18 protein-coding genes are annotated in these 20,112 nt (G+C 36.7%); 10 read left to right on the top strand and 8 right to left on the bottom strand.

Features of this window, described 5'->3' with window-relative positions:
* Positions 1-326 precede the first annotated feature (326 nt).
* Both V7164_RS05735 and V7164_RS05730 read left to right on the top strand, forming a co-directional pair.
* Complete coding sequence (locus tag V7164_RS05735; RefSeq protein ID WP_335353591.1) at positions 327-1,529, top strand: iron-containing alcohol dehydrogenase; 1,203 nt, start codon at positions 327-329, stop codon at positions 1,527-1,529.
* Positions 1,530-1,742: 213 nt separating this feature from the next.
* Positions 1,743-2,198 carry a nucleoside deaminase gene (locus V7164_RS05730; protein ID WP_335353590.1) on the top strand — a complete coding sequence of 152 codons (456 nt, stop codon included), beginning with the start codon at positions 1,743-1,745 and terminating at the stop codon, positions 2,196-2,198.
* A 307-nt stretch (positions 2,199-2,505) separates the two neighbouring features.
* Here the strand turns inward: V7164_RS05730 and V7164_RS05725 are convergent, their stop codons facing one another.
* Positions 2,506-3,840, bottom strand: coding sequence for a uracil-xanthine permease family protein (locus V7164_RS05725; RefSeq protein WP_335353589.1), 1,335 nt, complete (start codon positions 3,838-3,840; stop codon positions 2,506-2,508).
* Between the two features lie 188 nt (positions 3,841-4,028).
* Here V7164_RS05725 and V7164_RS05720 point away from each other — a divergent pair, with 188 nt between their 5' ends.
* Complete coding sequence (locus V7164_RS05720) at positions 4,029-5,003, top strand: aromatic ring-hydroxylating dioxygenase subunit alpha (RefSeq protein ID WP_335347280.1); 975 nt, start codon at positions 4,029-4,031, stop codon at positions 5,001-5,003.
* A 296-nt stretch (positions 5,004-5,299) separates the two neighbouring features.
* Here the strand turns inward: V7164_RS05720 and V7164_RS05715 are convergent, their stop codons facing one another.
* The 3 genes from V7164_RS05715 to V7164_RS05705 are packed head-to-tail and all read right to left on the bottom strand — an operon-like array spanning position 5,300 to position 9,177.
* A complete protein-coding gene (locus V7164_RS05715) occupies positions 5,300-6,550 on the bottom strand; it encodes a Ger(x)C family spore germination protein (RefSeq protein ID WP_335353588.1) in 1,251 nt (416 codons plus the stop codon).
* Entirely contained in the window at positions 6,531-7,634 is a 1,104-nt protein-coding gene (locus tag V7164_RS05710) for a GerAB/ArcD/ProY family transporter (protein WP_335353587.1), read from the bottom strand. Before V7164_RS05710 ends, V7164_RS05715 begins: the two co-directional genes overlap by 20 nt.
* 10 nt (positions 7,635-7,644) lie before the next feature.
* Complete coding sequence (locus V7164_RS05705; RefSeq protein ID WP_335353586.1) at positions 7,645-9,177, bottom strand: spore germination protein; 1,533 nt, start codon at positions 9,175-9,177, stop codon at positions 7,645-7,647.
* Between the two features lie 207 nt (positions 9,178-9,384).
* Here V7164_RS05705 and V7164_RS05700 point away from each other — a divergent pair, with 207 nt between their 5' ends.
* On the top strand, positions 9,385-9,645 hold the full coding sequence (locus V7164_RS05700; RefSeq protein WP_335348394.1) for a hypothetical protein: 261 nt from the start codon (positions 9,385-9,387) through the stop codon (positions 9,643-9,645).
* A gap of 37 nt (positions 9,646-9,682) precedes the next feature.
* On the opposite strand, the gene trhA is transcribed toward V7164_RS05700, so the two are convergent.
* A complete protein-coding gene (gene trhA / locus V7164_RS05695) occupies positions 9,683-10,330 on the bottom strand; it encodes a PAQR family membrane homeostasis protein TrhA (RefSeq protein WP_335353585.1) in 648 nt (215 codons plus the stop codon).
* A 138-nt stretch (positions 10,331-10,468) separates the two neighbouring features.
* Here trhA and V7164_RS05690 point away from each other — a divergent pair, with 138 nt between their 5' ends.
* Positions 10,469-11,056: a DUF1836 domain-containing protein gene (locus V7164_RS05690; RefSeq protein WP_335348276.1), complete on the top strand. Its 588-nt coding sequence runs from the start codon at positions 10,469-10,471 to the stop codon at positions 11,054-11,056.
* Positions 11,057-11,470: 414 nt separating this feature from the next.
* On the opposite strand, the gene V7164_RS05685 is transcribed toward V7164_RS05690, so the two are convergent.
* Both V7164_RS05685 and V7164_RS05680 read right to left on the bottom strand, forming a co-directional pair.
* Positions 11,471-12,502: an LLM class flavin-dependent oxidoreductase gene (locus V7164_RS05685; RefSeq protein ID WP_335353584.1), complete on the bottom strand. Its 1,032-nt coding sequence runs from the start codon at positions 12,500-12,502 to the stop codon at positions 11,471-11,473.
* 256 nt (positions 12,503-12,758) lie between these two features.
* Entirely contained in the window at positions 12,759-13,595 is an 837-nt protein-coding gene (locus V7164_RS05680; RefSeq protein ID WP_335353592.1) for an undecaprenyl-diphosphate phosphatase, read from the bottom strand.
* A gap of 390 nt (positions 13,596-13,985) precedes the next feature.
* On the opposite strand from V7164_RS05680, the gene V7164_RS05675 reads away from it, so the two are divergent.
* The 5 genes from V7164_RS05675 to V7164_RS05655 all read left to right on the top strand — a co-directional run bounded on the left by V7164_RS05675 (position 13,986) and on the right by V7164_RS05655 (position 18,709).
* Positions 13,986-15,044, top strand: coding sequence for a multicopper oxidase domain-containing protein (locus V7164_RS05675; protein WP_335353583.1), 1,059 nt, complete (start codon positions 13,986-13,988; stop codon positions 15,042-15,044).
* Between the two features lie 179 nt (positions 15,045-15,223).
* A complete protein-coding gene (locus V7164_RS05670) occupies positions 15,224-16,570 on the top strand; it encodes a NosD domain-containing protein (RefSeq protein ID WP_335353582.1) in 1,347 nt (448 codons plus the stop codon).
* Positions 16,560-17,018, top strand: coding sequence for a nitrous oxide reductase accessory protein NosL (locus V7164_RS05665; RefSeq protein WP_335353581.1), 459 nt, complete (start codon positions 16,560-16,562; stop codon positions 17,016-17,018). Before V7164_RS05670 ends, V7164_RS05665 begins: the two co-directional genes overlap by 11 nt.
* Before the next feature lie 40 nt (positions 17,019-17,058).
* Positions 17,059-18,015 carry an ABC transporter permease gene (locus tag V7164_RS05660; RefSeq protein WP_335353580.1) on the top strand — a complete coding sequence of 319 codons (957 nt, stop codon included), beginning with the start codon at positions 17,059-17,061 and terminating at the stop codon, positions 18,013-18,015.
* A 1-nt stretch (position 18,016) separates the two neighbouring features.
* Positions 18,017-18,709, top strand: coding sequence for an ABC transporter ATP-binding protein (locus tag V7164_RS05655; RefSeq protein ID WP_335347285.1), 693 nt, complete (start codon positions 18,017-18,019; stop codon positions 18,707-18,709).
* 63 nt (positions 18,710-18,772) lie between these two features.
* Here V7164_RS05655 and V7164_RS05650 read toward each other — a convergent pair whose 3' ends face one another.
* Positions 18,773-19,804 carry a CAP domain-containing protein gene (locus V7164_RS05650; RefSeq protein ID WP_335353579.1) on the bottom strand — a complete coding sequence of 344 codons (1,032 nt, stop codon included), beginning with the start codon at positions 19,802-19,804 and terminating at the stop codon, positions 18,773-18,775.
* Positions 19,805-20,112: the final 308 nt, after the last annotated feature.

Here is a 20,112-nt window from a genome sequence, read left to right as displayed (position 1 = left end):
ATATTACCCCTTCTTTATTTTTAGTATCTTAATATATTAGTATATTTGATTATTTGAATATACTATAATATGAATATATACCTAATTCTTTATCCTGTCAAAGTAAGTTTTATTAAATAGTTACTGTTGGAAAGAAAATCAAAAAATTTCAGCTTTATATGAGAATGAGTGTTAAAATAGTAAATATTTGATAATTCAGTATTTTCTATATCCTATTCACAATGGTAATTAGCTTATAAGCAATAATTCCGGAGTTACACCTTGTCATACTTTACATAGTTTGAGCGTTTAATTAAGTGTAGGACAAAGTAGGGGGAAAGTGCAGGATGAAAAATTACGAGTTTTTTAGAGCGCCGCAAACCATTATCTATGGTCAGAAATCATTCGAAAAAGTAGGGAAAGAAGCTTCATCAAGAGGGAAAAGGGCATTAATTGTCAGCGATAAAATCATGGATCAGTTAGGTTACGTTCATCAATGCCAAGAATATTTACAGGATCATGGTGTTGATAGCTTCATTTATCTTGGTGTTGACTCAGAGCCAACTGATCAATATGTAGCAGAGTCACTTGAGACTTTTAAGAAAGAAAATTGTGATCTCGTTATTTCAGTAGGAGGCGGCAGCTGTATAGATACCGCAAAAGCAATAGCCGTACTTGCTGTTAATAGCGGTTATATCGGCGATTATATGGGAGGGAAGAAAATAGCGAGTCAGCCTCCTATCCCACATATCGCCATTCCTACGACAGCCGGAACCGGTTCCGAGGCAACAGATGCGACAGTTATTACAAATTCATCTAACCAAGTCAAAATGATGATTAAGCAGCCTGCCTTTATGCCATTAATTGCGATTGTCGATCCACTTTTGACATTATCATCCCCAAAGCATGTTACAGCAGCAACAGGCATTGATGCACTAAGCCATGCAGTTGAGGCTTATCTTTCAAAGAAGGCACATCCAATGACAGATACAATTGCGTTATCCGCAATGAAATTAATCGTTGAAAATATCCAAATAGCTTATTCGGACGGAAACAACATAAAGGCACGTGGAGCGATGTCACTTGGGTCCCTTCAGGCAGGAATGGCTTTCAGCAATTCATCTGTCTGTCTCGTTCATGGAATGTCAAGACCAATTGGGGCGTTATTCCATGTTCCGCATGGGTATTCAAATGCGATGCTTCTCCCTGCTGTATTGGAATTTAGCAAGGATTCCTGTATTGATCGATTAGCAGATTTAGGGAGAATTTTTGCAAAGGGAGGAAAGGGATTTTCTAATGCAGAGGCTGCCGATCTTGCCGTAGAATCTGTTAAAGAGCTTTGTCAAACCTTACATATTCCCAATTTAAAAGGGTGGGGAATCGATGAAAATGCATTTCAATTAGCTATAAGCAAAATGGCCAAAGACGCCATGGATAGCGAAAGCCCGGCAAATAATCCAAAGGTCCCGACAATACAGGAGTTGGAAGAACTCTATATGGATTGCTTTCATTATAATTTTTTCGTAAAAAAGGAAGCCCACATCGACTAGAATACTAGAAAATTTTATTAATGGTGAAAGAGTCGAAGCCAAAATGGAACAACAACAATCTCGTAACAGGAAAAGGTCCCTGTATCGACTATTGTGGATGTAGAAGCAACTGTACGAGAATGAAAGTGCTGACGGCCCTCTGGTAGGCGAAATAAGGGCTAATATGATACGCTAGTAAGAAATGAGGTTTTATTCTAGAAAGGGGTCTTTATCATGGACACATTCATGAAGCAAGCTATTCAATTAGCATTGGATAATGTTAAGCAGGGCGGACAGCCGTTTGGTGCTGTTTTGGTAAGGGATAATGAAGTTATTTCTGATGGAGTAAATGAACTTCATATTCATTTTGATATAAGTGGACATGCAGAATTATTGGCGATTAGAAGGGCGCAAGCAAAGCTTCAAAAATTGGACTTGAGTGATTGCACCATCTATGCGAGCGGTGAACCATGTTCGATGTGCTTAACCGCAATGTATTTTGCCGGTATTAAGACTGTTTATTATGCAGCCTCAGTCGATGACGCAGAAAAGGCTGGCCTTGGAAAATCAAAAATGATCTATCTTGATCTTGCTAAAGAACGAAATGAACGAGAAATCAACATCATTCATATGCCTAATGACAAGTCCATTGCAGATCCAATGAAGCAATGGGAGGAAATCCAAAAGTAGTAGACGAAAAATAATAAAATAGGAAGGAGCGGTTACTTAACGTAAAATTCCGCTCCTTTTAACAATTCTATGAAGAAGAAACAGTAAGATTTCTAGACGAGCTGGGATTAATGTTATCGTTATAGAGGGATTCTGGCAAAAATCCTAACATTGAAGCGTGCAATGTTAGCGTTTTGAAGAGAACCGGTCTAAAACCCTTACATAGAAGTGACCAATGTTAGCTATTTGAAGAGAACTGGTCTAAAACCCTTAACATAGGTATAAAAAAAGGAACTAATCGCAAAATTAGTTCCTCCAAATTTATCGATTATTCACTCACAGGTTCCTCTGCAGAATTTCTTTTACCAGTCGGAATGACTAAGTTTATTATGACAGTAGCAAGTGCGCCAACTGTAATTCCAGAAGATAAAATATACGTTGCCCATTCAGGTGCACTGTATAACACATCTTTTGGCAAAACAGTTACTGCGATCGTTAAAAGAATCGGGATCCCAATGACCATCATATTACGGTCATCTATGATGATCGGTTGAATGACCTTCATGCCATTTGTCACAATCGCTACACAAACGATACCAAATATACCGTTAATTACAGGCTCAGGGATACAAGTGATAGCAGTAGAAAGCTTTGGTACTAGGCCTAAACAAACAAGGATAAGTCCACTAGCCATAATCGCTAATCTGCTGGCAACTCCAGTAATTGCTAGAAGTCCTGCATTAGATGAATAACCAGTCATAGGCGTGCTTCCAAATAGGGCACCAACAAAACATCCGAGACCTTCACCAACAGAAGCTCGGTTTAAACGCTTCTCATCAAGCTCTTTTCCTGTCACGGTAGAAACAACAAACCACGTTCCAGTCGTTTCGATTAAAATTATAAAATAAACTAAAACCATTGTAATAATAGCACTTACATTAAAAATTGGTTTGCCAAAAGGAAGAAATGATGGCAATGAGAACCAAGCGGCTTCCTTAACAGGGGAGAAATCAACGCTTCCGAATAAGCTTGCTGTAAGCGTTCCTGCAACTATGGCAATTAAAACAGAAATCAAACGAAAAAAAGTTCCAATGCCATTCATTTTACGGCCTAGAAGCATACAAATGATCAGTACGCCTGCAGAAACTGCAGCAACGATAATGTTGTCACCAACATTGCCTGGTGCAATATAGATATTATTCATTCCGACTGGCATTAAGGCAATCCCAACAATGATAATAACGGTTCCCCCGACTAGAGGAGGAATGATTCTTTTGACTACCTTTGCAAACCATTTCAATGGATATCCTAGAAGTGCAATGATCAGTGCCCCTGGAATAAGACTTCCCGCAATAGCTCCTAATCCAAGCTTTCCCCCAATTGCTGCAATGGCTCCAATTGGTACATAGGAAGGACCCTGTACGACTGGCAGCTTTATTCCTGCACCAGTTTGAATTAAAGTAGCAAGCCCTGTTGCCAGAAAGCACATTTGAATAAAGAAAGACGTATTTTCAGTTCCTAAAGATAAAAGGCCAGCAATGATGATTGGTGCAATATACAAATCCATAGCTAACACGTGCTGTGCTCCAAGTAGGAGTGCCTTTCCATAACTTATTTTATCATCTACTCCAATGATAATCCCATTATTTGGTTTCCTTTCCAAAACGGTATTCCTCCTTGATATTCGCGTTTTTAACCTTTTCAACTGGATTATATTAAAAAACAAAGCGTTTGTATATAAAAAACGAACATTATTTTTAAAGTTATAAAATTTGTTCGTGTTTTTAGTTGACCAATGATAATAATCTTATTACAATGAAAATAGAAAATACGTAAATAAAGGGGACTAACATGATACAAGATCAAGTGTTGCTAGAAGATTGGATTGTTGCCTGTCGTTCTGTTGATGTGAAGAATACGCCTATTCAAGTAATTGTGATGGGAGAGCGGCTCGTTATTTTTAGAAATAGTGAAGGAGTCCATGCATTTAAAGATTTATGTATTCATAGAGGGGCAGCCTTATCATTAGGGGAAGTTAAGAATGATTGTCTTGTTTGTCCTTACCATGCTTGGGAGTTTCATCATGATGGGGATTGTGTTAAGATTCCTCAGCTTCCGGAAGGCAGATCGATCCCTAAGAAGGCAAAGGCAACGACTTATGGTTGTACAGAAAAATATGGATTTATTTGGGTGAACTTAGCTAATAATAATCCTGATTTCTTCTATTATAAAGAAATGGAAACAACAGATTACCACAATGTCATTTGGGGACCGCAGGAAGTAAATGCCAAGCCACCGCGTATCGTTGAAAACTTCTTGGATGTTGGCCATTTGGCAGTCGTCCATCAAGGGTTCCTTGGAGACGAATCTCATCGTGAAATTATCGATTATTCCGTAAATAAAGAGGGAAATCGAATATACTCAGACGAAATTGCCATTTATCAGCCTGATCCAGATGGTTCTGGAAATCCGAAATATGTCTATTACACATATGAAATTATTCGTCCTTTAACCGTTCTATTCACTAAGAAGGATCGTGAAAATGGGACACATATGACGATTTTATTAACCATCCGTCCGGAAACGGAAGATAAATCTGTAGCTTATGGAATTCTTTCATTCGACTACGAAACGGGATTATCAGATGAAGAAATTATTAAGTTCCAGGATGAAATTTTTGCTCAGGACAAGCCAGTAGTTGAGAATCAAAAGCCAGAAGAACTGCCGCTTGATTTACAAGTTGAGCTATCACTAGTAAGCGATAGAATGAGTATTGCGTATCGACAATATTTGAAGGAACTAGGAGTAATCCACGGAACCAATTGAGATATTATGATTGCCACGGCTAATGAGGCTTGTATAAGGTGCCTGGCTCCACACTAAAACTAACATCTAGAGTCTACCTCATTAATTAGACACTAGATGTTGTTGTACCGTGGCGCCTGGCACCTTTGCCTTATAATATTAAGCCATAAATGGATCCAACAATTGTTCCGCCTATTAACAAGAAAACCCCGAATGCTCCTATTTTATTCTTTTCTTTCCAAAGTGAAATACAAAAGCCAAGTGAATAGAGGAGGATAAGCACTAAGGTTATCCATAAGAAAATAAAAATGTTCAATTTAATCCCTCACTTTATGAAGACTTGGCAATTTACTTTGTCTCCCATATTCAATAATTTTTACTTTAACCGTTACTTTTACATCCATATTTGGATAGGCTTCCATCCAGTTAAATTTATAATAATCCTTAAGATTCGAAAATTCCTTTCTCGCGTTTAATGACCATCCAAACGGTTCTCCTTTGAATTCCTCCTGTGTCTTTCTGACAAAATTATTTATTCTCCCTTCAAATTGATCTTCAATATGTTTTTTTAATTTCTCTCGGTTCTCTTTGTTGGAATTGTAATTTACCATACTATGATCTGATAATACATCGATCATAAGCGGCAAAGTTACGTGGATCGTGCCATTCCTGTCAAATAAATTCATTTGAATATCGGCTTCCTTTTGCTGGGAGATTCTTACCCCCATGCTATAATTTTTATTAAATGGGTCTGGAACCGAAGCAAGCATATCTGTGGCATGATCGACATTATTTAATAGGTAGGATATACGTGTTTCTTCTCCTGTAAGTTTTCCAATCATTTTCCCTTCTTTAAAAACAGCTGATCCTAAAAACTCAGTTTTGTTCGTTTTTCCCCGAGGCTTAAATTGCCCTGCAAAAATATTATCCTCATTCCTCATTTCATTAATCTCATCTTTATCGGGTTCTGTTGTCGCATAAATACCTAAAAAGAGGTCGGCATCAGCCTCAGTTATTCTTAAATACGTATGCAGTTGAGAAAAAGGAATGAGACCAGTTTCATTTCCGCGATTAATAATATTTTCAAAATATTTATGTACCCTAGTTTCAAGCCTTGGCTTATTATTTTCCATAAATTTACGGGCATCTTCCTTTGTGAAAACTAAGAAATTATCTCTTCGAATGTCTTTTAGTTTTATGGCATCGTACATCCATCTAATAAAATCTTTATCCCTTGCAAGCTTCTCAGAAACAATAATAATTCTGATCATATCAAAGGAAATTTCCCTTGCCACAATGGTATTTGCAAAACTTTCAGTTGTAATTATATCCTTTGTTTTAAAGGAAATAATTTCTGTTGGAGGTTCTGACGTGGAACCACCCATCTGAACCGAGCCTACCTCGGGATTTATAATCAAAAAGGAAATTTCTATCCCTTGATCTTCAGCCTTATCAAATCCAATCGCAAGAACATAATCTCTCCGATCAATTTCCTTCTGATCCCAACATCCGCTTAGTAGTACTATGATAATCAAAGGACAGAGAAGTTTAATTTGAGACGTTTTCATTGTTTTTTACTCCTTTTATCCTTCCAAATATCCAAATCACAAAAGGGAATATGAGAAAAACCGGTGTCGTTATGTAGATCAATTTCTCTCGTAAATGGAAAAGTGTAAAAGAGGGACTTTCCGGAATCAATCCAAGTACTACTGCTAAAGTTGCCATGATTGGAATGAGATAATTGAAATTTTTGATTTTAAAAATATAACTAAATATGAGAGCGTTTAAATATAAATAAACCGTAAATCGGAGAAAGGCAGCGACAAGCCAAAATGGAAAAAAGAAAGTTTCAACATTAATTAAAAACCCAATTTCAAAATAACGAATCGCTTCATGAAAAGCATAATTCATCATCTTCACGCCAATGTAATCAAACAGCATGACATAGCCCATAATGGAAACAGACAATTCAATTGTTACGAATAAAAGGCCGATCCAAATGCCTTTTTTATAACTTTTTTTCTCAGAGATAAATGGGAATAGGAGAGCCAAATAAAATAAATCTACATAAATGGATGAATGCGTTACGCTGTGTTTTAGTACTTCCCACTTACCTGGTCCGAAGATTGGAAATATAAAGCTTGATTCACCTTTGACAAACAGGAGCAATAAGACTACAAGAAGGGCGATTTTTATATAAATAAGAAGAGCCCATGAAACCGACCCGATATGCTTTATTCCTTTTTTCGCTCCGTAGGCACATAAGGCCATGGATAGGGCATGGATGATAATAAAAGGTGTTTTTGTAAAATACATCGTTGAAATGAGATTTCCATAAGTGGCAGAGTCGATGGTCAGGGCACTGAAAAAAATCGCAAATAAAATAAATAGAATGATAAATCCGAGGTATTTTCCAAATAAATCAAGAATGATTTCAGCTAAATTTTTATTTCCATATAAGTTAAGTGTTTTAAGAAGCAGGAATAATGGGAACAAGGAAACTGCCCCAATGATTATAGGGGCCATCCAAGCTGCAGTTTCTAAATGATTAAATAAAATTGTAGGTGTGTCATCTCCAAGCTTCGTACCTACAGTGATGACAATAATGGCATAAAATTCCCTAATCCCCATTTGTCCCTTTAATTGATCCATTAACATTCTCCTAGTTTTTTTTCATATCCTTAGGCTTTAAATAACCTGGTCTGAACACTTCGTCTTGCAGCAGCCTTCGGAAAAGACTGTCATTTGATGAGAAATATCTCGGAGTGAACGGTGCTAAATAAGGAACACCAAAGGACTTTAATGAGACTAAATAAAATATTCCTATCACAAAGCCAGCTGTCATCCCATAAATTCCGAATAGTGCCGCAGTCATTATAAAAAAGTAGCGGCTTAAACGGATAGAATAATCCATATTAACATCACCTAGAATAAAAGAACAAAGTCCCGCTAGTGCAACAACAATAACAACAATCGGACTAACTATATTTGCCTGTACGGCAGCCTGTCCTAGTATTAGGGCTCCAACAATTCCAATTGTTGGTCCAATTGGGGCTGGAACCCTTAACCCGGCTTCACGTATAAGATCAAAGGCAATTTCCATTAGAAATACTTCGACAAACGCGGGAAAGGGCACCCTTTCTCTCGTGGCAGCAATCGCTAATAATAAATCGTGCGGTATCATTTCCGCATGAAAGGATGTCATAGCCACATAAATTGCTGACATGAATAGTGTGATAAAAATTGCCATCATCCGCATTAATCTAGTGAAATTAGCAGGAATAAATCGCATATAATGATCTTCAGCTGTATGATAAAATGACCAAAAGGTAGCCGGAACAACAAGGGCAGCTGGAGAATTATCCATAATTAGAACTATATAGCCGTTATCAATATATGAAACAGCGCGATCCGGCCTTTCTGTATATAATACTGTAGGAAATAATGAAGTTTTTCGATCTTCAATATACTGCTCTAATAGGGCAATATTATGAATTGAATCTACATCAAGCTTTGCTAATTTTTCCCTGATATTAAGAAGTAATGTTTCATTTGTTAAATCCTTGAGATAGACAATGCTAACTTGATTTCTCGCTCTTTTTGAAATAACAGATGTTTCAAAAATGAGGCTTTCATTTTTAATTCTCTTTCTAATTAAAGAAACATTAACATTGAGCTTTTCAGTAAATCCTTCTTTGGATCCTTTTAAAGTTAATTCATTCTCTGGCTTATCAATTTGCCGGCTAGCCATTGCACTAGCAGTCATGCCATAGGCAAATGGAAATCCGTCAACGATGAGGATGAGGCCTCCATCATTAATTTTGTCAATAGCATCTTGTATCATCTGAATCTTAACGAGCGATTGAAATTCTATTAAATCTTCAATTTCTTTTTCCGAATTTTCATTTGTCAGCAATGGTGAAAGTAAATGTTCTTCAATAATTTTATAATCAGAAATGGAATTTATGGCAATGGTAGCAGCTTTGATATTCAAACCGCCAATATTAATGGTACGAATGATCACGTCTTTATTTAAGGGTATAGAATAGATATGATTAAAAATGTCGATCATTTTTTCTAAGTTTGGACTTATCGATTGCTTCTTCAGTTCAATATCTTTGGCATTCGATATTTCATTAAACTGGGTATTTATCTTTTTATGTTCAAGCAGTTTTTTAATAAGTCCACCAATCATATTGGTTCCCTCCCTCTATTTAAATTTTCCAATTTGCATGGGAATTATGTACTTTTTAAGTTTTGGAAGATCCGGAGGGTTGGTAATGGACTATTAATCCATTTTTGTCAAACATTTGGGGTTAATCCATTCGCATATTTTCGTTAAAATTGTATAGAAATTTAGTATCTGTTGTTTTTTGAGCAGGGGAAGGAGGCAGTTGAAGAAATGGAGTATGGTATTGGTTTATTATTAAGTATCGCCATAACAGTATTTATGGTTATAGATGCACCAAAGCATGGGAAAAGTCCGGTACTTTGGGGAATCCTAGGATTTGTTTTCGGATTATTAGGTTTAGGTATCTACCTTATAGTGACGGGTAGAAAAGTGTTAGGATGGATTATTGTTGCTTTATTTATTCTGCTTGTTATTGGAGTCATTCTATTATTTGCATTTTTCTTTTCGATGTTTATTAATATGGGCTATTAATATAAGAAAGAACCCGCATTGTAGAGCGGGTTCTTTCTTATATTACATATAAATAAACACAAAGAAAATGAGCCATGCTTCCAAGCATAATGAAAATATGAAAAATTTCATGAAAACCGAAATAATCAAACTCTAGAAACTTAGGTTTTAGAGCGTAAATTAATCCACCAATTGTGTACAGGATTCCACCGGCTATGAGGAGGAGAGTTCCAGATGAACTTAGTGATTCAGATAAAGGCGAAAAGGCAAATATAATTATCCAGCCTACTGCCACATAAAGGACCGTTGATAGCCATCTTGGACAATTAAACCAGATCATTTTAAAAAGCACACCGACTACTGCGATGACAGAAACAATAGAAAATATTAACCAGCCTGTTGCTCCCTTTAAGCTAATCAGACAAAAGGGCGTATAGGATCCAGCAATTAAAACAAAAATCATTGAATGGTCGAGTCTTCTAAGAAAAGCAATGACCTTATCCTTAGCAACTACCATATGATAGGTGGCTGATGCGGAGTAAAGCAGGATCATGCTAATGCCAAAAATAATAACAGAAGTGATTGCAATTGGAGAAGCCGTTGTTATTGATGCCTTGATCACCATCGCTAGAAGTCCAACAAAGGAAAGAATCGCTCCAGCTAAGTGTGTAAGACCGTTAATTGGCTCTCGGATATAAGATGTCATCAATAATCCCCCTAATTTATGTAGTTTTGATAACTACATATAATGATACATACGTTTCAATAGATAGTCAATCATTTACTTAATCTTTTTAATACAGTATTATTTATTTATAAAATATGAATGTTGAGGTTTATGTAAATGGAAAATTTGCAAAAAATGATAGAGTCACTGAACTTAAATAGTCAAATTTCTTTAAATGAAATTCCTGACATTGATCTCTATATGGATCAAGTAATCCAGCTGTTTGAAAATAAATTTAGCTGCACGAAGCGTAATGAGGAAGAAAAGATCCTGACAAAAACAATGATCAATAATTATGCTAAAGGTAAGCTGTTATTCCCGATCAAAAATAAAAAGTATTCAAAAGAGCACCTCATTTTAATTAGTTTTATTTATCAATTAAAGGGGGCTCTCTCGATTAATGACATAAAAGAAACATTGTCTGGCATCAATGAAAGAATTATCAAGCAAAGTATGGATGTAGATGGTTTCTATGAAAGCTTTCTTCACTTAACTGAAAAAAATATCCATGCATTTATAGAACAAATTGAACAAAAAGGAAAGGATGTAAATGAAGAGATAGGTGAAATGATAGAAAATGAATCTGCGGTGCTAAAGAAAACGCTCATGATTGCCTCATTAGCCCATATGAGCAATCTATATAGGCGTGCAGCAGAAAAGCTTGTCGATGACCTTGTATCTGGGAGGAAATTGGATAATATTTAATATTAAGGACGCTTGATGTATGTTCTCTGATTAACTGTCCAAATAACAGGTTAGTGGACAGGTTTCATCGTTTTCCGCAAAACCTGTCCAATAAATTCAGTTTACTGGTCAGGTTTCGGCGGTTTCCTCAAAACCTGTCCATATTACCAGGTTCATTGGACAGGTTTCATCGCTTTCCCCGAAACCTGTCCAATAAATTCGGTTTACTGGACAGGTTCCGGCGGTTTCCTCAAAACCTGTCCATATAACTAGGTTTAGTGACAGGTTTCATCATTTTACCAATAAATTGGAGAGTTAAGTGTAATATACGAAGTTTACCACTAACACTGTTCGTCATCCCGTTTTTTATATAACACTTTACGTAAATTCACGATAAAAATATCCGTCATCTCAAAGATGACGGATATTTAACTGCTACTCCACCCCATTCATAATCTCAGAGACAATTTCAAAGGATCGCAGTCTGTCTTGGTGGTTATAGATTTGGGCGGTGACCATGATTTCGTTGACCTTTGTGTCTTGAATGAAGCTTTGCAGCTGAGCTTTCACTTTGTCTGGACTGCCAATAATGGAGGAACCAAGCTGTTTTTGAAGCAGGCTTTTCTCATATTCGCTCAAATGCTCGTCTATATTGTCGACTGGAGGCTGGAGCTGTCCAGGCGTATTGCGAATAAGATTAAGGAATTGCAACTGAAGGGATGTTGCAAGCCGTTTGGCTTTTTCATCCGTATCTGCCGTAATAATATTCACTCCAACCTTTGCATAAGGTTCATCTAGTACATTTGAAGGGCGGAAGCTGCGGTAATATAAATCAAGAGCAGGCAACGTATTCTCAGGTGAAAAATGACTAGCAAAAGAAAATGGGAGTCCAAGCTGACCCGCAAGCTGAGCGCTGAAACCGCTCGAACCTAGCAGCCAGATGGGAATATTTAACCCCTCACCCGGTACAGCACGAACATGCATAGGTGCTGAACTTCTAGATGGGTCGAAATATGTCCGAAGCTCCTCTAGTTGTTCGGGAAATTCCGATCCATCCATGCGGCTGCTTCTTCTTAAAGCTCTGGCGGTTAGTTGATCTGTTCCTGGAGCACGGCCAAGTCCTAAATCAATTCTGCCTGGGAATAGGGACTCCAACGTCCCGAACTGTTCTGCAATCACGAGTGGAGAGTGATTAGGCAGCATAATGCCGCCGGACCCAACACGAATGGATGTAGTACCTGCGGCAACATGCCCGATGACAACCGAAGTTGCTGAACTGGCAATCCCTTGCATATTATGATGCTCTGCAAGCCAGTATCGGTGATAGCCCCATTTTTCGGCATGCTGTGCAAGATCTAATGTATTACGAAGTGCTTCTGATGCTGTTCCGCCAACAATGATAGGGGATAGATCTAAAACAGAATAGCGAATTTCGTTAAGTGATTTTTTTTCAGTCTGGACTGACATATTATTCAACTTCCTTCATTCATTCTTCTTTAAAAAGTTTTTCCTTTGAAAGCTATTTTATCAATATTTATGAAATCAGGATAATGAAATGCTTATATAGAAAACTCGCCGATTGGCAAGTCTTGAAAAGGCAAAGACAGAGCGTAGTTGAACTTATATTTAATTCCTAAAATTGGCAACTACATCGGATCAACTTCTCCGCTGACAATTTATACTTTCTTAACGTATAAAAAAGCGGACTAAGGCTAGTCCGCTTTTAGAAAAATACGATATAAATAACTAAGGCCAATACTATTCGATAAATGGCGAATGGCACAAGTTTGATTTTATTAATCAGTTTTAAAAAGAAACGAATAGATAAAAGGGCGAACACAAAGGCGCTAATAAATCCGGCGATGAAAAATGGCAAGGCATCGATCGTGAAATATTGCCAGTTTTTCAATAATGAGATAAAGCTAGCACCGGCCATAATTGGTACAGCCATAATAAAAGTGAAGTCAGCTGCTGCACGGTGGCTTAATCCGAGCAATACACCGCCAGAAATCGTTGAACCCGAGCGTGAAAACCCAGGCCAAAGTGAAAAGCATTGTATCAATCCAATCGAAAACGCCTGTTTAAAAGTAATTTGATCAACCGTGTCCACTTTTGGCCGTTTCCCTCCAAAAATATCTGCAAGGATCATAAAGACAGCTCCAATAACTAAGCCAATTAATACTGTTTCAGTTGAAAATAAGTTTTCATCGATATAATCCTCAAATAGAACTCCGAGTATACCGGCTGGAATAAGGCCGACAATAACTTGTGTCAGCTTCAAACGGTTTTCTGGAACCGCTGCACCCTTATTCCGTCTTCCAAGTCCTAGCATGTCAATAAATCTATCTTTAAAGATGATGACAACTGCGAGTATGGATCCTAACTGTATGACTACCTTAAATGTATTTGCTGTAGAATCTGATAAAAAATCCTTCGTATGAAGCCACATATCATCCACGATGATCATATGCCCGGTAGATGAGACTGGGGCAAATTCTGTTAAACCTTCAACTAATCCAAGTATGATTGCTTTTAAAATCATCATAAAATCAACTATCATTTTTCCTGTAATTCTCCTTTTTGTAAGTAGGGATATTAAGATTTTTTTAATTGCCATTATCGCCCTCATTATAATAGACGAATATGAAAGCAAAAACCTTACACTTATAGTTTAAAAGATTAAAAAAACGGGCAATATTTATTCGCTGTTAAAGTATAGCACAATTAAAAGCAAGATTTCCATGGAATTAGAGGACGGAGGAATGAAGGCGATTTCAAGATTCCTATCTTATGCGTATTTGACTGCAAGTAATTATGTATAGTTCTCATGAACAGACTTCACAAACTTTTCACAGACTCATGATCTTTTGTGAGTAATATCACCTATTCAGAGGAATGGAATCAGTATGATTAAGATGTAAAGGAAAAGGATTATAAAGGAGGAATTAACATGAATAAAGGTATGAAATATCTTCTAACATCCGCAATTGGACTAAGCTTACTAACTGCATGCAACCAACAATCTGTACAAGAAAAACCTCAGCCAGAGCAAAAGGTATTATCAGCAGAGAAAAGTAATAATGAAGTCATAGCCCCACATAAAGGGTTGAACCAAGAACCGGTTCCGCTGAAAATCGAAAGAGTGGGTCCTACAGAAGTTAACGTAGAAATGACATCACAGATCACAGACATTGAAATAGACAAAGGGTATATGTACAAAGCTTGGACATTTAACGGGGAAGCCCCTGGGCCAGTCGTAGTAGTAAATGAAGGGGATACAATTAACTTTACATTAAAGAATATGGATCCGGCCATTCCGCATAGCATGGATTTTCACGCTGTTCATGCAGCACCATCTAAAGATTTTTCAAATGTAAAGCCTAATGAATCAGGTACTTTCAGTTATCCAGCAAATAAGCCAGGTGTATTTATGTACCACTGTGGAACAGCACCTGTACTTTCACATATTGCAAACGGAATGCATGGTACGATCATTGTTAAGCCGAAAAATGGCTATCCAACCGATGAAGGGATTAATAAAGAATTCGTTATGATTCAAAACGAATGGTATAAATATAACGATTTAGATGATTTCACTAATGGTGTTCCAAGTCAAGTTGTATTCTCAACTAAGGCTCTTCATGAAGGTGACCTAAATACAAATGGCGATACGTTCACACTTAAAGAACAACCTCTATTAGCAAAAGTAGGAGACAGAGTAAGAATCTATATTAACAATGTAGGACCAAATGAAGTAAGCTCATTCCATGTTGTTGGTACAATATTCGATGATGTATATATTGACGGTAACCCATATAACCATTACAAAGGATTACAAACTGTTATGCTGCCAGCCAGCGGTGGTGCTGTAGTTGAATTTACCGTAACAAGAGTCGGAAGCTATCCAATTGTCACACACCAATTCAACCATGCTCAAAAAGGAGCCGTCGCCATTCTTAAAGTCACCGAAACAGGTGAAGACGACGGTAAGGCTACAATGAGCCATTAATAGATAAATAAATCACACAACTAAAATTATACTAGAAAAAATTTATAAAGTGAACCTTAAATTTCAAATAGAGGGCAGATATTCCTATAAATATTACGGACAGTTATGAAACATGCGACGTAGGAACACTGCCCTTCAAGCTGTATAATCGTAACAGTGAATGGGGAGGTGTATCCCAAATGAATAAAAAAGTTCTCCTATTTATTGTATTTTCTTGGTTCATTTTTGCGGGTAAAGTATACGGGTCAGAGCTGACTGTATCTAATACAAAGGAGCTACAGGAGGCTCTATTAAATCGTACTTCTTCTGTGATAAATCTCAAATCGGGTGAATATCCCGGATCATTTACTATTTCCCATCCCGTTCATTTAATCGGTGAAAAAGGAACAAAGATTATCGGTCCATATGAAGGGAACGTTATTACAATTGAGGCTGATGACGTAACTATTGAAGGCGTACAGATAGAAGGGAGCGGTTCTCAAAATTCTGGGATTTATATTAAAGGCAATCGTTCTCATATTCACCATAATTTAATTAAAAATGTATTTCATGGGATTTATGCTCATGAAAGCTACGGCCATCGTTTTGAACATAATACGATTACTAGCTTTGACGAGAAGTCCAAATATAAAGGCTATGGGATTTATTTAGTGAAAGCACCAAATACTTCTGCCAATAGCAATCTCATATATGATACACAGGATGGAATTTATGTATCCTATTCTGAATTCTGTGAGGTAAAAGGAAATCAAATGATCCGGACACGGTATGGTGTTCATACAATGGATTCCAGAAATGTCCTCATTTCGCAAAATCAAGTTCGTGAAAGTATTAACGGACTGATGATTATGCAGAGCTATGAAGTTTTTATTCTAGAAAATATCTTTTATTTAAATACAAAAATCGATGGTGCAGGGATGTTTATCTTTGACACATTCGATTCAAAGATCGCTTCCAATGTAGTTATGAGTAACTATAAAGGAATTCTAATGGAAAATGCGAAACGAAATCGGATTGAGTTTAATACTTTCCTAGAAAACGATACAGGATTGGAATTAAGAAAGAATTCTGTTTATTTAAACAATTTTTATCAAAATACAAAACAAATTATTTCTGATAATCAAAATGAAAATATGTTTAATAAGGATCAGTATGGAAATTATTTCGATGATCATCAATCATTAAGCCTAAATAAAGATAAGATTGTAGATTTTGCCTATAAAAGCGGTGATGTTTTTTACAATATGACAAGTAAAGAACCTTATTTGCAAATTTTTCATCGAAGTCCAGCTGTGGAATTATGGAATATGATTGAAAAATTCACTCCGATTCCATCTGATACGTTTGTGATTGATGAATATCCGCTAATGAAGCCAGCACCCGTTCATTGGGAGAAGAGTCAAAGTGAGCTGTCATATAAGGAGAAAATAGAAATGAATTTTTCTCAGGTCCTCTCTTTTTTACTCATTATATCCGGAAGTTCCTATATCTTATTTAAGTTTGGGAGGGAGAAGCATGAAGTGTAGATGGTGGGTTCTTTTATTGGCTGTCATGATATCCTTAACTGCTTGTTCTAATAAAACAGCAGCTCCAGTTGAAATAAAGGCGAATGAAGAAGATTGTGATGCTTGTCACATGGGCATAGAAGACTTACACTCTGCCGCACAGATCATTCTAGAAGATGGAGAACCAAAGTTATTCGATGATATTGGCTGTATGGTCGTATATATGCAAGAGCATCAGCCAAAATATGAAGCCGCCTTCGTTCATGATTTCGATTCAAAGGAATGGATATCATTCGATAATAGTACTTTCGTACAAAATCAAAATATTCATAGTCCTATGAATTATGGAATTGCAGCATATGAGACAGACCAACAAGCATCTGACATGCAAAAAGAACAAGGTGGGGAGATTTATTCTTCAAAGGAGTTATTAGAAAAAGATTTGAAGGGAACAAAGCACGGGCATTAATCAAGAAGTTTATGGGGAAAATCCATAGATTGGAGGGAAAATGATGGAACTGGGTATTTTGTATTCAATGGTAAAGCATGAGCTGCGCCTGCTCCTTAGAAGTAAGTGGTTATTGAATTTTATGATTCTCTTTATTTTTCTATCTGGACTGCTCTATTTCTATGGGTTGAACTCCGTTAAACTCGATCCTGTCAAAGTAACTTACGGATTAGAAGGGGTTAATAGCAATATTGAAACAATGGGCGTGAATCCTGAATATTACGGCTTAAAGGAGATCACACAGCAGCCAGAAAATACGGCAAATATAAATCAAACAGCGTATAATCGTTCTATCGCACTGCTGATAAATTTATCCCTATGGCTCTTGCCGATTATTTGTTTAATTCTAGGAGCAAACTCCATTATTGGAGACAAAGAGAGTGGCAGATTGGGATTATATAAAACGTATCAAGTTTCTTATTGGAAGTATATGCTCAGCAAGTTTTTATCATTAGTAATCTCTATGTTTGTCGTCATGGGTGTATCTTATGGATTATTCGGTCTTATTTTTTCTATCATCGGGAAATCTTTTCAAGCTTCGATCTTTCAAGTATTCCTAAGTGTGAACATGCTGCTCATTATTGTGTTTTCTGCCGCAACATTATTCGTTGGGGCGATTAGCAAAACCAGAATGCAAGGTTTGTCATATGCATTGTTCTTCTGGTGTCTGACAGTTTTCATTTATGAGTTTGTCATCATGACGGTTATCAATTGGATTCCGTATGCCTTTAAACTCAAAAGCTTATTTTTCTTCATCTTACTTAACCCAATAGAATCCATTCGAGTATGGTCCATTTCAAAGCTTAATGCAGAATACGTATTTGGTCCAGAGTTTTTAATGATTGAAAAATGGAGTGAGAGTGGCACCCTTTCCATTTCATTAATGATCTCAATTGTGCTCCTAATGTGGATTGCAATGGCCATATCCACTAAAATGTTGAAGAAAAGGGGAGTTTAGCATGATCCTTGAATTAAGAAATCTCTCCAAAAAATATAAACATAAAACGGCTCTATATCCGGTAGAAGCAGGAATTAATCTAGGAGAATGTGTCGTGCTATGCGGAGGAAACGGTGCAGGAAAGAGTACGATGATCAAAATGATTACAGGGATTGATCAAGCTTCTTCTGGAACGGTAGTCTTTCATTCAAAAAAGAAAAAGCCATTTGCCTATATGCCAGATCAAATGAATTTCCCTCCAGATTTGACCCCCATTGAGATCTTACATTATTATGGGAAATTCCTGAAAGTGGATAAGGAAAAAATCAAACAAGTTTTGCAAGACGTGGGCTTATGGGAGGACCGCAATCAAAAGGTTGGCGGCTTCTCTAAAGGTATGTCGCAACGCCTTAACCTTGCTCAATGTTTGCTGGCAGATACGGATATATATATATTAGATGAACCTACGAATGGCTTGGATCCCTACTGGGTCATTCAATTTAAAAGAATTTTACAAAAGCTGAAAAATGAACATAAAACCGTGATTGTTAGCAGCCATATCATGCGAGATGCCATTGAAATTGCCGACAAAGTCATGATTTTATTTAATGGAAAGGTACGGTCCTTTGGTACTCTAGAGGAAATTTATCGTGAGCATGCTAGTGAATCACTGGAGGAAGTATTCTTGACCATCCATGAAAATGAAAAGAAGTAAGTTGCTAAATGCTAGAATCTCGATAACAAGCAGCTGGAAACCTTAAAGATCTCCAGCTGTTTCCTATTTTCTAAAGAAATTTTCTGTATAGTACGGTTGGGACTTTATATTAAACGCTACACCCACACCTAAATATTGATATTCCGGTCTAAGGATATTCTCCCGGTGGCCAAGAGAATTCATCAGACCTTCATGGGCAAAAATACTGCTAAACTGCCCCATTGCCAGATTCTCGCCAGCTACAGTAAAGGATACTTGGTCCTCACTCATTCTATCAAAAGGGGATTGCCCGTCTAAATTTGTATGGGAAAAGTAATTTTTATCCGCCATATCAAGGCTATGCTTCCGTGCTGTTTCTTTTACTTGATCATCCCATTTTAACACGGATATTCCATGTTTTACTCGGTCTGCGTTCGTTAAATCGAATAGTTGATATTCGAAGCCTTCTTTCAACTGCTCTGATCCATCGGTATAAAAATGATTTTTAGCCTGTTCTAAATCTTCATCAATCATTTGAATGGCCGTCACCGTATTTTTGGCATGTTTATCGTAAAAAACGGTTACATTGCTCTGATCAATAGAAAATACATCATAATCTCGTTCTTTATCATACTGGTAAAAAACTAAGCCTTTTCGAATTTGATTTAAAGGCTTTCCAAGTTGTTGAAGAACAGCTTCTTTCGAACTGCCAAGCTTTATCCCTTTCGCAGAGGAAATTAAGTCTTGATTTGTGTAAAGACCCGCAACTTTTTCGTTCGTATCGTATGTGACCATGAAAAAGTTATGATAATTTTCATGATAGGTATACCATTTAGATCCATATTCATTATAAGTGGATCTTTTTGGCGGTCCCGCTAGCTTTTCAACATTCTCCTTACCTTCCCCTAGAACAATATTATGAATCGAAAAGGTTTGGCTGGAAGGAATGGATAATTTCGGTTTATCTATTGGGATTAAGTCTTTATTCGGAAGAAGCTCCACCTTTTCATCCATTTTCCCAGCTAACTGATTGATGGCGGAAAAAATCGTCTCAATCGCTACAGAAACTTGTGGATTTTCTGAAATGGCATGAACCTCATCTTTAAACCTATCCAATATAGGGTAAAAATCTGTTTTTTCCAAATATTTTTCAATGAAGGGCCATGATATAAATATGATAAAAAGTAATAATAAAGTTCGAAAAAATTTCCTCAATGTTTCACCAACCGTCTGCTCTCAATTTTACAGGTGAATCCCATACTATCACAATTATTACCCATTCATTATAAAATTTAAAAAACAATTAATAAAATAAAATGTACTTAGTTAATTTTGGAAATGGAAATGGTGCGGTTTTGTTTTATAAAAACTAATGGATGGAAGTGATGTTGGGCAATATAACAATATTTACAAAGTTTAATAAT

This window comes from Bacillus sp. JJ1474 (assembly GCF_036965225.1).
In the GTDB taxonomy this organism is placed as follows: Bacteria; Bacillota; Bacilli; order Bacillales; family Cytobacillaceae; genus Cytobacillus.
This window is presented reverse-complemented; position numbering and strand designations above follow the sequence as displayed.

What these genes read in the sequence shown, in the direction of transcription:
- V7164_RS05685 (WP_335353584.1), bottom strand. Translation starts at nt 12,502, where the DNA reads ATGTCAGTCCAGACTGAAAAAAAATCACTTAACGAAATTCGCTATTCT.
- V7164_RS05710 (WP_335353587.1), bottom strand. Translation starts at nt 7,634, where the DNA reads ATGGATCAATTAAAGGGACAAATGGGGATTAGGGAATTTTATGCCATT.
- V7164_RS05735 (WP_335353591.1), top strand. Translation starts at nt 327, where the DNA reads ATGAAAAATTACGAGTTTTTTAGAGCGCCGCAAACCATTATCTATGGT.
- V7164_RS05715 (WP_335353588.1), bottom strand. Translation starts at nt 6,550, where the DNA reads ATGAAAACGTCTCAAATTAAACTTCTCTGTCCTTTGATTATCATAGTA.
- V7164_RS05720 (WP_335347280.1), top strand. Translation starts at nt 4,029, where the DNA reads ATGATACAAGATCAAGTGTTGCTAGAAGATTGGATTGTTGCCTGTCGT.
- V7164_RS05730 (WP_335353590.1), top strand. Translation starts at nt 1,743, where the DNA reads ATGGACACATTCATGAAGCAAGCTATTCAATTAGCATTGGATAATGTT.
- V7164_RS05655 (WP_335347285.1), top strand. Translation starts at nt 18,017, where the DNA reads ATGATCCTTGAATTAAGAAATCTCTCCAAAAAATATAAACATAAAACG.
- V7164_RS05670 (WP_335353582.1), top strand. Translation starts at nt 15,224, where the DNA reads ATGAATAAAAAAGTTCTCCTATTTATTGTATTTTCTTGGTTCATTTTT.
- V7164_RS05665 (WP_335353581.1), top strand. Translation starts at nt 16,560, where the DNA reads ATGAAGTGTAGATGGTGGGTTCTTTTATTGGCTGTCATGATATCCTTA.
- V7164_RS05705 (WP_335353586.1), bottom strand. Translation starts at nt 9,177, where the DNA reads ATGATTGGTGGACTTATTAAAAAACTGCTTGAACATAAAAAGATAAAT.
- V7164_RS05700 (WP_335348394.1), top strand. Translation starts at nt 9,385, where the DNA reads ATGGAGTATGGTATTGGTTTATTATTAAGTATCGCCATAACAGTATTT.
- V7164_RS05680 (WP_335353592.1), bottom strand. Translation starts at nt 13,595, where the DNA reads ATGATAGTTGATTTTATGATGATTTTAAAAGCAATCATACTTGGATTA.
- V7164_RS05690 (WP_335348276.1), top strand. Translation starts at nt 10,469, where the DNA reads ATGGAAAATTTGCAAAAAATGATAGAGTCACTGAACTTAAATAGTCAA.
- V7164_RS05660 (WP_335353580.1), top strand. Translation starts at nt 17,059, where the DNA reads ATGATGGAACTGGGTATTTTGTATTCAATGGTAAAGCATGAGCTGCGC.
- trhA (WP_335353585.1), bottom strand. Translation starts at nt 10,330, where the DNA reads ATGACATCTTATATCCGAGAGCCAATTAACGGTCTTACACACTTAGCT.
- V7164_RS05675 (WP_335353583.1), top strand. Translation starts at nt 13,986, where the DNA reads ATGAATAAAGGTATGAAATATCTTCTAACATCCGCAATTGGACTAAGC.